Origin of the sequence: Rhodanobacter sp. LX-99 (assembly GCF_018599185.1) — a bacterium.
In the GTDB taxonomy this organism is placed as follows: Bacteria; Pseudomonadota; Gammaproteobacteria; order Xanthomonadales; family Rhodanobacteraceae; genus Rhodanobacter.
This window is the reverse complement of the sequence record NZ_JAHFVL010000001.1, coordinates 916697-928084: the sequence shown is the minus strand read 5'-3', so window position 1 is coordinate 928084 and position 11388 is coordinate 916697. Positions and strand designations below refer to the sequence as shown.

Annotated in this window: 13 protein-coding genes; 3 read left to right on the top strand and 10 right to left on the bottom strand. The window is 61.7% G+C overall.

Translation table 11 applies throughout. The features are described 5' to 3' along the window. Window positions 1-112: 112 nt before the first annotated feature. From KK131_RS04550 to KK131_RS04515, 8 genes are all read right to left on the bottom strand, one after another. Window positions 113-556, bottom strand: a complete 444-nt coding sequence (locus KK131_RS04550) for a pilin (RefSeq protein WP_214555507.1) — start codon at window positions 554-556, stop codon at window positions 113-115. A 342-nt stretch (window positions 557-898) separates the two neighbouring features. After that, window positions 899-1339 (bottom strand): pilin, encoded by a 441-nt coding sequence (locus KK131_RS04545; RefSeq protein WP_214555506.1) that lies wholly within the window; start codon window positions 1337-1339, stop codon window positions 899-901. 119 nt (window positions 1340-1458) lie between these two features. Then, a complete protein-coding gene (locus KK131_RS04540) occupies window positions 1459-2853 on the bottom strand; it encodes a glycosyltransferase family 39 protein (protein WP_214555505.1) in 1395 nt (464 codons plus the stop codon). Between the two features lie 142 nt (window positions 2854-2995). Beyond that, window positions 2996-3352 (bottom strand): GtrA family protein, encoded by a 357-nt coding sequence (locus tag KK131_RS04535; protein ID WP_250887060.1) that lies wholly within the window; start codon window positions 3350-3352, stop codon window positions 2996-2998. 34 nt (window positions 3353-3386) lie between these two features. After that, window positions 3387-4121, bottom strand: a complete 735-nt coding sequence (locus KK131_RS04530; RefSeq protein ID WP_214555503.1) for a class I SAM-dependent methyltransferase — start codon at window positions 4119-4121, stop codon at window positions 3387-3389. Beyond that, window positions 4111-5157 carry a glycosyltransferase family 2 protein gene (locus KK131_RS04525; protein WP_250887061.1) on the bottom strand — a complete coding sequence of 349 codons (1047 nt, stop codon included), beginning with the start codon at window positions 5155-5157 and terminating at the stop codon, window positions 4111-4113. The genes KK131_RS04530 and KK131_RS04525 overlap by 11 nt, the downstream gene beginning before the upstream one ends. Window positions 5158-5247: 90 nt before the next feature. Then, window positions 5248-5937 carry a nucleotidyl transferase AbiEii/AbiGii toxin family protein gene (locus tag KK131_RS04520; RefSeq protein ID WP_214555502.1) on the bottom strand — a complete coding sequence of 230 codons (690 nt, stop codon included), beginning with the start codon at window positions 5935-5937 and terminating at the stop codon, window positions 5248-5250. Then, a complete protein-coding gene (locus tag KK131_RS04515; protein WP_214555501.1) occupies window positions 5930-6418 on the bottom strand; it encodes a helix-turn-helix domain-containing protein in 489 nt (162 codons plus the stop codon). Before KK131_RS04515 ends, KK131_RS04520 begins: the two co-directional genes overlap by 8 nt. 138 nt (window positions 6419-6556) lie before the next feature. Between KK131_RS04515 and KK131_RS04510 the strand changes: the two genes are divergently transcribed. The 3 genes from KK131_RS04510 (at window position 6557) to KK131_RS04500 (ending at window position 9637) form a co-directional block, all read left to right on the top strand. Then, the gene (locus KK131_RS04510) at window positions 6557-8686 is read left to right on the top strand and encodes a S9 family peptidase (RefSeq protein ID WP_214555500.1); all 2130 of its coding nucleotides are present in this window, start codon (window positions 6557-6559) and stop codon (window positions 8684-8686) included. A 316-nt stretch (window positions 8687-9002) separates the two neighbouring features. Beyond that, window positions 9003-9293 (top strand): nucleotidyltransferase family protein, encoded by a 291-nt coding sequence (locus KK131_RS04505; protein ID WP_214555499.1) that lies wholly within the window; start codon window positions 9003-9005, stop codon window positions 9291-9293. After that, complete coding sequence (locus KK131_RS04500; protein ID WP_214555498.1) at window positions 9290-9637, top strand: HepT-like ribonuclease domain-containing protein; 348 nt, start codon at window positions 9290-9292, stop codon at window positions 9635-9637. The genes KK131_RS04505 and KK131_RS04500 overlap by 4 nt, the downstream gene beginning before the upstream one ends. Window positions 9638-9911: 274 nt before the next feature. On the opposite strand, the gene KK131_RS04495 is transcribed toward KK131_RS04500, so the two are convergent. Both KK131_RS04495 and KK131_RS04490 read right to left on the bottom strand, forming a co-directional pair. Further along, complete coding sequence (locus KK131_RS04495; protein WP_214555497.1) at window positions 9912-10817, bottom strand: 5'-3' exonuclease H3TH domain-containing protein; 906 nt, start codon at window positions 10815-10817, stop codon at window positions 9912-9914. Next, the gene (locus KK131_RS04490; protein ID WP_214555496.1) at window positions 10814-11383 is read right to left on the bottom strand and encodes a nitroreductase; all 570 of its coding nucleotides are present in this window, start codon (window positions 11381-11383) and stop codon (window positions 10814-10816) included. Before KK131_RS04490 ends, KK131_RS04495 begins: the two co-directional genes overlap by 4 nt. Window positions 11384-11388: the final 5 nt, after the last annotated feature.

The following is an 11388-nucleotide window of genomic DNA, read 5'->3' as shown; positions in this document are numbered from 1 at the left end:
CAGTGAGTAGCAGGATAAGTAAGGTGCCAGCACGAGATCGCATAACCGTTCCGGATCAAAAGAGAAGGGCCGCACAGGGCGGCCCTTCGGGATCATCACTTGAAGGATGCGATTACTTGCGGCACGAGGTCGGCAGGTACTTCGGGTTGATGGTGGTGTATGTGGCGTTCGCACAGGTCCACTCGGTCGAGCCGGCGTGGGTGATCGCCGACAGGCCGAAGAACAGGCCAGAGATGTTGGCGTTTGCGCTGTTGCCGAATGTTACCTTGATGATGCCGCGATTAGTGGTGGCATCAACTGAGGTCACATACTTGCCCTTAATGTCGGTCGCGGCAGGAAGGCCGGCCGATGCCTGGACACCGGGGAATGAGCCAAGGTTGGAGTAATACTCGGAGATCGCTGTCTTGGAGCCATCGGCCAAGGTCGCAGCCTCGGACACCTGTGAGCGAACCAGGTAATCCTGATAGGCCGGGATGGCGATGGCGGCGAGGATCGCGATGATCGCAACCACGATCATCAGTTCGATCAGGGTAAAGCCTTTCTGCATGCTCTTCATGGTGGTTCCTCTGTATTGGTTAGCTAACCGTGTGATGCCCCCTGAGTCCCAGTCCCGTATCCCCCTAGACGGGATCGGACCCCATACGCATGGTCGGAACGACCAGGAAGCTCGCGGCAAAGTCAAGCAGCTTATGTGCCACGTTTGCCGCAAGTGTATTCCCTCACAACCGTAGGCCTAGGGATTGTGCCCGTCGTCACGAAAGCCCGCAAGCGACGTCGACGATACCCCAATGGATTCGGAAATTGTGACTTTGTTCGACATTGTAGAAGCATGTCAAAAACAGGCAAAAAGTGACGCTGATTGTCAGTTTGTGTGTGCTGCAGTGTCGCTTATTAACAACTATTTGCGACAAGAGGAGGGCAGATACTTGTTGTCTAATGTACTAGGTGTGCAAGTCCACGTAATACTGCCGGCATGGGTAACCGCCGAAAGTATCAAGACCTGGTTCTGGATGCTCAGGTTTGCTCGGGGGGCTTTGAAGGCCACCGTGATCTGGCCTGCGGGAGCCAAGTCAACGCTGGAAACATAACTGCCGGTAATCAAAGTGCTCTTAGCGAGACCGGCAGACTGGTTGGTTGCGGGAAGTCGCCCAGTGTTGGAAACAAAATCCCATACGGCGCTTTTGGCGCCACTCGCCAAACTCATGCCTTCAGTGACCTGCGCACGGATGAGGTAGTCCTGGTAGGCTGGAATGGCAATGGCGGCCAAGATCGCGATGATCGCCACGACGATCATCAATTCGATCAAGGTGAAACCGGCGGAAATGCGCTGGCGCAACATGGTGAACTCCCCTGTGAGTGCACCGGAGACAGGCACGTTTTGTACCAATCGTAATTTGGTAACGTGCGTTTCATCACGCTCGCAACATGTCGTGGCGATGATTTTCGCCCCCAGTGTCTCTACGTCGTGGGGGTGACAGTGGCTTGTTCACTGGCGTGTTTGTGTTGCAGCCAGGTAGTGATCCCACAAAGAGTAGTAACGGCCAGCAGCATCTCGAACGTTCGGAACGGTATGGAGTAGCGCGGTTCGGCTTGCAACGTGGTGTAGACCAACGTTGCGAACGTCAGCAGGCAGGTCACCGAGATCAGCGAGGTGTGACCAGCTTGCATGCCCTGCCCCAGTACACTATGTCGACGTAGCCACGGCGCCAGCAAGCTTGCCAATGCCAGCAACATCAGCAGCGGGTTGAGGGCGTGGCAAACCGCGGCCAGCGCGATCCAGGGCGGGCTGATCTGGAACGGTGCGTTTCTGGTCGGGTAGACATAAATATCCCCTTGCCCAATGACGACACCCCAGCCCCACAGCTCTTGAGGCTTCTCAAGCAGGTACCAAGCGGCATACCGCCAAGGGTGCTGACCAAAACGCCGCATGATTGTCTTGGCGCCATCCATGGGCGAGTCCCGTAGTGCAGCGTATTCCTCGTCGACGGTGTGCAGCGTATCGCGTGCATGTGCTTGGGTAATGGCATCGCCGAATATTGAATCCCGATACGCGTCGTGGAAATTCGGCCATGCACCCTGTGCGAAGTTCTGCAACGCGCGGTCTTTCGACGAATTGCCGGCAGTTGGGGCAGGGATCTGTGTGTTGCGGATGGCCCAAGCCCCTGGCAGCAGCAGCGCCCCCACCGCCAGCGCTACGCAAATTTTTCGGGGAGCGAGTTTACGCCACGCCAGGAAACCCGCCAGCAGGATGCCGAACGGAAGCAGCACGGCGTTGGTTAACGTTGCTGCACCCAGTGCCAGACCCGCGGCGGCTGCCCACCAAATGCTTCCGCGCAGGCATGCTCGAGCGAACAACAGCAAACCGAGCGCACACAGAAATCCAAACAGTGTTTCGGTAAGCAGATAGCCGTTGATCGTGACGCTGTGTGGCCAAACGGCCATCAGCAAACCACTGGCGATAGCCCAGCCCGTTGGTAGCCATTGCTTGCCAAGCTGGGTGGCCAGGGTAACGGTCAGCGCTCCCAGCAGCGCCTGACATAACAAGACGGCGGCATACCAGGCATCCCCTGCACCCAGCATCTTCATCCAGAGCGCTAAAAATAAGGGGTAGCCGGGGTCGCGATAGTTGTCGGGGCTGAGTAGTGCGGCACCCGGAGCGTCTTTGGCGAAGATGCCGTGATTTGCCAGGTTCCACGCATATGCGTAGTACTGCGTGGCGTCTCCACGTACCGGGTTCAGCACCTGTGCGGTGCTTACGTAGTACCAGCGCAGCGCAAGCGCCAGCAGGGTGACGGCCGACAGCGCCAACAGCCAACGCCAATGCTTTTCGGGAGTGGGGGCGGAAGTGGCCATGCGTGGCTATCTGCGGTTGTCCAAATGTCAAGTATGCATGACCTTGCCAAATTGGCGTAATGGCGGTCGTCGCTTGAATGAGCGAGTTTAGTGCGGGGCGGCGCTGGTCGATGCGGAGCGGTATGGTGCGGCTGCGATGAAGTCAGCGGGCCGATCGGTAGGTCCAGAGACTGTGCAGCGCAAAGGTGGCCGGCGTGACCAACGCGATCACCAGCAATATTCCAATACGGTAGTCCAGATGTGCGGCTTCGGCGGCAGCGGCTATTGCCATGGTGGCGAGACAGCCGAACAGGGAGACGCATGCATAGCGCAATAGAGTAGGGCGACTCATTCGACTGGAAAAACTCCACAGCGTGTTGGTGGCGTAGGAGAACCCGGTTGCGGTCAGAAATGCGATCGGATTGGCCATATAAGGGAGCATGCTCAGCCGGGTGATCAGCGTCACGGCGACAACCACGTGGATGCCGGTTGCCATCAGCCCGGTGATGCCGAATCGCATGAGTCGCATGAACCAGGGTGGTCGTCGCCACCTTTCAGTTTGCACGGGCAATGCCCAACAGCGAGACGCCGGCAGGAAGGTTGAAGCTCGTCAGCATGTGCCGTTCGCTGGAAAAAATGGCGTAGAAGATCGAATTGATGAGCGGCAATGGGATTCCTGTGCCGGACGATCTTTTGCGTGAGACGATTCGGTCCTTCAATCGCGCCAGTGCCGCCAGCGGCAGCAGCAGCGTATTGAAATAGGTGATCCTGTCGATGTGCAGGCCGCTCTCGTTGAAAACGTGGCGCAAAACTCGGGCGGTATAACGACGCTTGTGGTGCAGGAAGACATCGTGCGCGCTCCACATCCACGGGTAGGCGGGCACGGTAATCAGCATTCGCCCGCCCGGCGCGAGGTGTTTTCGGAGAGCGGCAAGCGTCTCCACATCCTCATCGATGTGTTCGAGTACGTCGAACATGCATATGAGATCGAACTGCTCGCCCTGAAAAGGTATGTCGTCCGGGCAGTTGCCGGCACGTATGGTGAATCGCCCTTGGGTTTTCTCGGATGAAAGCTTTCTGGCGTTTTCGTCCATTTCGAGGGCGCTCACGCTCCCATGCTGGGATAGCATCGCCAAGTTGCCACCGGTTCCCGAGCCCACCTCTAGAATGCGCGCTGGACGTGGCAGCCCCATGGTCCCGATGACGTGTTCGAGGATTTTTCGACGCGCGCGGAACCACCAGTGTCTGGATTCCGTGGTTGCCATTTCCACATAGGCTTCAGGGTTCACGGCTGCCACCGTAGACCCGACGCACTACGTATACCGGGCGTTGCTTTGATTCGGCATATATCCGGCCAATGTACTCGCCTAGGATTCCGACACTGACCAGTTGCAGGCTTCCAAAAAACAGAATGGTTACCAACAACGAGGCGTAACCGGGCACGTCGATGCCATAGACCAGCGTTCGGATGACAGTGAATATCAGGTAGGCAAGTGTGAACAACGTACTGAATGAACCAATGTAGGTCCATATGCGCAGTGGTGCGCTGCTGAAACTGGTGAACCCCTCGAGTGCGAAATTCCACAGTTTCCAGCCGGTGAACTTGCTTGAGCCTATGGATCTTGCCGGACGTGTGTAGTCAACCACTTCAGTGCGAAATCCGATCCATGCAAACATGCCTTTCATGAATCGCTGTCGCTCGGGCAGGCGCTTCAAGGCATCGACGGAGGCACGGTTCATCAGTCGAAAATCGCCTACGTTGGCGGGTATTTCCACGTGGGAAACGCGGTTATGGATCTTGTAGAACAGGTTTGCGGTACCACGTTTCGCCATTGAGTCACCGTGGCGATCAATGCGCCGTGCCAGCACCACGTCAGCGCCAAGGCGCCACTTTTCGATCATCTGTATGATCAATTCGGGCGGATCCTGAAGATCTGCATCCATCGGGATCACCGCATCGCCCATCGCTGCATCCAGGCCTGCGGTCAAGGCCGCTTCCTTGCCGAAGTTTCGCGACAGCTCAATGACTTTTATCCGGGAATCGGATTGTGATGCCGAGAGCAGTCGCGCGAGCGTGTCATCTTTGCTGCCGTCGTCAACACAGACGATTTCGAATGAAATCGAGTCGAGGCTTGTGAGCGTGGCATCGATAGTTTTAAGGAATATGTCAACACCGGCGCCCTCGTTGTAGAAAGGGACGACTAGCGACACGACGGGGCCTGCTTGCATGTCCAATACTCGTTGCCGGTAGCTCGGGGTGGCGTCCGCGTTTAGGTAGAGATGGTAACGTATTGTTTCTGGATCGCGGCGGAGCTGGATGGCCATGACCTGCCCGTAGCGGGCGGGGCGCTTACCGTCATCGCTTAGCCACCAAGGGTCTCTCTATGAGATCTGATTGCCACATCCAAGGAGCATCTACGGGCGGGACTGGCGCGATTGCTGTTCATCGAGCGTAGCAATGATGCCGGCGCCCAGGCTGGGCGTCATTGCCATGGCTTTCAGGCATTCGTCGCGATAGCGGTCATCGCGCAGCTGTTCCAGTCCCCGGTCGAAGTGGTCATAGGTGGAGCGGCCATAGGCGCCTTCCGCTTTTTTCAGGGCGCCCGGCGGTATCGGCCCCACGCCTGGATCATGATAGCCAAGTCGATCAGGTCGCGGCTCATCTGTGAGCGGTCCAGGGTCGGCGTTGGCCAGCAGTTTTTCGGCGTACATGCCGTCGCGGGCAAGTACCGGTACGCCCAGGTCAGGGTCGAGGGCGCCATCTATGGCGATGCGTCCTTCCAGTACGAATTCCACTCGGACGGGTACGCCGTCGACTTCCAGAAACGTGGATATCTTGTCGCGCTGAGTGCGCACATCGCGAAGATGCTTTACCGGCGAACGGAGTGCCGCACCCAAGGTCGGCGGCGTGATTGCGTTGCGCAACAGCCTGTAGCCGTCCTTGTCCGAGCACAGGAAATTGATATCGACCGACTCGCGATACTCGCCCAACTTGAGCGTGATCGCCGTGCCGCCGCCGAAATAGCACTTCGCCTGCGTCAACAGTTCGCCGTCCATGCTGCGCAGGAGCTTTGCGACTTTTTGATGGCGGGGGCGCTCAAACATGCAGAACCCCTTGGCCGTATTTGTCGACCAGCCGCTGCAGCAAGATGCGCTCGTGCGCAGTCATCTGGTCGACGTCGACCAGATCCCAGTGGCGTTCGTAGATGGCCAGGGCGTCGCGTTCGGCGAGCACTTCCGCGCCGGGACGATTCCAGGTCAACCGCTTGAGCTGCGGATATTCCTCGATGCGGACTTCGGCAGGCTTGACTGCTGGCACCAGATCGAGCGCGTCCATGGCGGCGGCGTAAGCGGCCAGTGCCACGCCAGGCTTGCCTTGCTCGACCTGGATCAGCTTTTGTCGGGTCATGCCGGCGCGACGCGCCAGTGCAGCTTGGGTCAGGCCCAGGCGCTTGCGTTCGGCACGCAAGGCGTCGCCGAGTTGGCGAGCAAGTTGCAGCGTGGCTGTGGCCTTGGTCATGTCGCGAATATAGGACTTTGGATGAGATAAGTCATGAATTACTGACTTTTCAGCGTGACCGCTCATTCCGGGCCACTCGGACCCGGTGCGCGCTGAAAAACTCGCTTGAATCAATCCTGGTAGCCGCGCTCTGGGTATCGCCAGTCTTGCCTGTTGCAGGCTCGCCCCGTACCGTCGCCTTTTCAACCAGCACAAGGGACTCCCATGAAACCTCTGATTGCCGCGCTGCTGCTCGCGCTGGTGGCGGCACCCGCGATGGCGGGCGACGTCGTGGATACCAGCTTCGTCAAGGCCGAGGGCGCGCATGCGTTCAACGTGCGCGACCTGGTGATGATGGATCGGGTCAGCGACCCGCAGCTGTCGCCGGATGGGCGCCATGCGGCGTTCGGCGTGCGCAGCACCGACTACGACGCGAACAAGGGCATCAGCGCGATCTATGTGCTGGACCTGGGCAAGGGCGGCCAGCCGGTGAAGGTGGTCGACAAGGGCGGCTCGGCACGCTGGTCGGCGGATGGTCGCAGCCTGTATTTCGTGGCGCCGGCCAAGGGCGTGGCGCAGTTGTGGCGGGTGGACCTGGACGCCAAGGGCGCCCTGAACCTGGCCAAGCATGCTCCAGCCGTGCAGGTCAGCCACGGGGTGCTGGACGTTGGGGGCTACAAGCTGTCGCCGGATGGCAAGCAGGTGCTGTTGTCGTACGAGGTGTTCACCGATTGCGCCACGCTTGCGTGCACGCAGCAGCGCGCCGACGCGCGCGCGAAGGACAAGGCCAGCGGCACGCTCTACGACAAGCTGTTCGTGCGGCACTGGGACACCTGGGCCGACGGTCGGCGCAACCAATTGTTCGTGGCCCGCTTCGACGGCAAGGGCCAGATCGCCGGCGAGCCGAAACTGCTGAGCCGCGGCATCGACGGCGACGTGCCGAGCAAGCCGTTCGGCGACGAGAGCGAGTTCGGCTTCGCGCCGGACGGCAAGACCGTGTACTTCGGCGCGCGCATCGCCGGCAGCAGCGAGCCGTGGTCGACCAATTTCGACGTGTACAGCGTGCCGGCCGACGGCTCGGCCGCGCCGCGGAACCTCACTGCCGACAACAAGGCGTGGGATGCCTACCCGGTGGCCTCGCCGGACGGCAAGACGCTGTACTACCTGGCGATGAAGACCCCCGGCTTCGAGGCGGACCGCTTCGCGATCATGGCGCTGGACCTGGCCAGCGGCGCGAAGCGCGAGGTGGATCCGAACTGGGATCGCTCGCCCGGCGGCCTGACGGTTTCCGCCGACGGCAAGACGCTGTACGCCACCGCCGACGACAATGGCCAGCACCCGCTGTTCGCGATCGACGCGGCCAGCGGCAAGGTCAGCCAGCTGGTCGGTGATGGCACGGTGGGCGGCTTCTCGCTGGCTGCCGGCAAGCTGCTGCTGACTCGCGACGATCTGAAGCGGCCGGCCGACGTCTATCTCGCCGCCGCCGACGGCAGCGGCCTGAAGCAGGTCACCCACTTCAACGCGGCGGACCTGAAGAACGCGAAGGTGGGCGACGCCGAGTTCTTCACCTTCAAGGGCTGGAACAACGAGACCGTGCAGGGTTACGTGGTGAAGCCGGTCGACTACCAGCCGGGCAAGACCTACCCGGTCGCGTTCATCATCCACGGCGGCCCGCAGGGCGCGATGAGCAACGGCTGGAGCTACCGCTGGAACCCGCAGACCTACGCCGGCCAAGGCTTCGCGGTGGTGACGGTGAACTTCCACGGTTCCACCGGCTATGGCCAGGCGTTCACCGACTCGATCTCCGGCGACTGGGGCGGCAAGCCGCTGGAAGACCTGAAGCTGGGCTGGAAGGCCGCGCTGGACAAGTACAGCTTCCTCGACGGCGACCGCGCCTGCGCGCTCGGCGCCAGCTACGGCGGCTACATGGTGTACTGGATCGCCGGCGTGTGGAACCAGCCGTGGAAGTGCCTGGTCGACCATGACGGCGTGTTCGATGCGCGCGCGATGTACTACGACACCGAGGAACTGTGGTTCGAGGAGCGCGAGAACGGCGGCACCCAGTACGAGCACCCGGAGAACTACGAGAAGTTCAACCCGCTCAACCACGTCAAGGACTGGCGCGTGCCGATGCTGGTGATCCATTCCGCCAAGGATTTCCGCATCCCCGACACCCAGGGCCTGGGCGCGTTCACCGCGCTGCAGCGCCGCGGCATCCCCAGCCAGTTGCTGCATTTCCCCGACGAGAACCACTGGGTACTGAAGCCACACAACAGCGTGCAGTGGCACGACGCGGTGAACGCCTGGCTGAAGCAGTGGACGGCCAAGGACGCCCCGAAAGCCGCCTCGCATTGAGCCGGTTCGCATGATGAAAACGGCGGCCTCCGGGCCGCCGTTTTTTGCACCTCCCTGCAAGGCCATGGAGAGGTAAAGCCGCCCCCTCACCCTTCCCTTCCGTTCGTCCCATTCCCCTCCGTTCGTCCTGAGCTTGTCGAAGGATGGACGGAGGGCCCGCAGGCTGGCCTCCCGCGAACGCCCTTCGATAGGCTCAGGGCGAACGGGGGTTATGGTGGGGGTTATGGTGGGGTAGCTCCGGGCTGGCGAGCTGCGGAAGGCATGCAGTAGGATCAAACTGTTGCATGGGCCAAGCCCGTTCACAGGAACGTCAGTCATGTTGCTCGATGCGCTGCACGCACAGAAAGACGCAATCAATTCCGCATGCCGCCAATATGGTGCGCGGCGAATTCGTGTGTTCGGTTCAGTGGCGAGAGGCGAGGAACGGCCTGACAGTGACATCGACTTCCTGGTCGATTTTCCGCGCGGTTACGATCTCTTCGCGCAACGTATGGCGCTGGCCGAGCGGCTGGTCGAAATTACCGGACGCCAACTGGACGTCATTCCCGAGCACGAGTTGAGCCGCCATATCCGGGCACGCGTGCTGCGAGAGGCGGTTGATCTGTGACCAAGGCATGGCAGGCCTATGCCCAACATGTTCTGGATACCATCGGGAAAATCAACCGTATCCAGCAACGTGGCGACCTGACACGTGACGAAGTGTTGTACGACGCCAGTCTGCGCAATCTGCAAACCCTGTCGGAAGCCACCCAGCAGTTGCCAGCGGTCATCAAGGCCCAATACCCGACGATTCCCTGGAAGCAGATCAGCGGTTTTCGCAACATCCTGGTGCATAACTATCTGGGTGACATCGATGCGCAAACCGTGTTGATGGTGGTACAGAAACATCTTCCGCCATTGGAGTCGGCTGTGCGCGCAATGCTCACGGCAAATCCCGATGACAAGGCATAGCCCGCATGATTCCTCCCCCTGCATGCAGGGGGAGGCTAGGAGGGGGTTGCCCCGGGCTGGCGGGGGAGATCAAGAGCACCCCACCCCAGCCCTCCCCCTACGATGCAGGGGGAGGGAGCAAAGCCGCGTCCTCACCCTTCCCTTCCGTTCGTCCCATTCCCCTCCGTTCGTCCTGAGCTTGTCGAAGGATGGACGGAAGGGCGTGGCAGGCTCAGGTATCTCGCAGACGCCCTTCGACAGGCTCAGGGCGGAACGGGAGGGTGGGCAAGCTTGGTCAGCGCAGCAATGCGCGCAAGCGGCTGCGGGTGAAGGCGCCGAAGCGGAGTTGTTCGCACAGGGTTTCGAGCTGGTCGGGCTGGCGGGGACGGCGCAGCAAGGCGTCGACGGTGCTGGCGCCGGGGGCGTCGAGGGCGATGCGGGTGAGGCGGCGGTAGAGTCGCGCCTGTTCGGCGTGTTCGCGCAGTCTGGCGGCGCAGGCCACGGCGCCGCGCAGGCGTAGGAAGGCGACTTCGTCGATGCGGTCGAGCAGGGTGTCGAGGCTGCCGAAATGGCTGAGCAGGGCGGCGGCCGTCTTCGCGCCGACGCCGGGTACGCCGGGGATGTTGTCCACGCTGTCGCCGCACAGGGCCAGGTAGTCGGCGACCTGGTGCGGGTGCACGCCGAGTTTTTCGTGCACGCCGGCGGGCCCCCAGCGCAGGCCGCGGGCGTAGTCCCACTGCTCGTCGTGTTCGCCCAGCAGCTGGCCGAAGTCCTTGTCGGCGGAGACGATCACGCTGCGCCAGCCTTGCGCGCGCAGGTTCCACACGGTGCTGCCGATCAGGTCGTCGGCCTCGAAGCTGTGGTCGATCATCAGGTGCACGCCGAGCGCTTCGGTGATCGCGCGGCACTGCACGAACTGCCGCTCCAGGTCGGGCGGCGGCAGCTCGCGGTTGGCCTTGTACGGCGGGTAGATCGCGTTGCGGAACGAGCTGGTCAGCGAGGCGTCGAACGCCACCGCGATGTGTTCGGGCTGCACGCGTTCGAGCAGTTCGCACAGGAAACGGGTGTAGCCGTGCACCGCGTTGACCGGGTGGCCGTCGGCGTCGAAGAACTCGTCCGGCATCGAGTGCCAGGCGCGGAAGACATACATGCTGCCGTCGATCAGATGGACGGCTGGACGTCCGTTCGCTGGCGTGTTCACGGCGCCCAGGTGCTCAGCAGGTCGGTCAGCGCCGGGCGGTCGCGGTCGGGCACGTCGATCTGCGGCGTGCCGAGGTGGACGAAACTGACCACGTGCTCGTGTTCCGCCAGGCCGAGGATGCCCGCCACCTCGCGGTCGTAGGCGGCCCAGCCGGTCAGCCATTGCCCGCCGTAGCCCAGTGCGTAGGCGCCGAGCAGGATGTTGTAGGCCACGTTGCCGGCACACAATTTCTGTTCGATCTCCGGCACCTTGCTGTCGGCATGCAGGCGGGCGACCACGGCGATCACCAACGGCGCGAAGGTATAGCGCAGGCGCTCCTTCTCGAGCTTGGCGTCGGACATCTCCGGGTGGTTGCGGATCGCGATCGCCGCCAGCCGCTCGCCGAACGCCAGCTTCGCCTCGCCCTGCAGGCGGATCAGCCGGAACGGCACCAGCTTGCCGTGGTCGGGCACGCGGATCGCCGCTTCCAGCAGTTCGTGCAAGATCGCCTCGTCCGGCGCCGGCTCGCCGAGCTGGCGCGAGGGGACGGAATGGCGTTGCTGGAGCAGGGACAGGGCAGCGGGCATGGAGC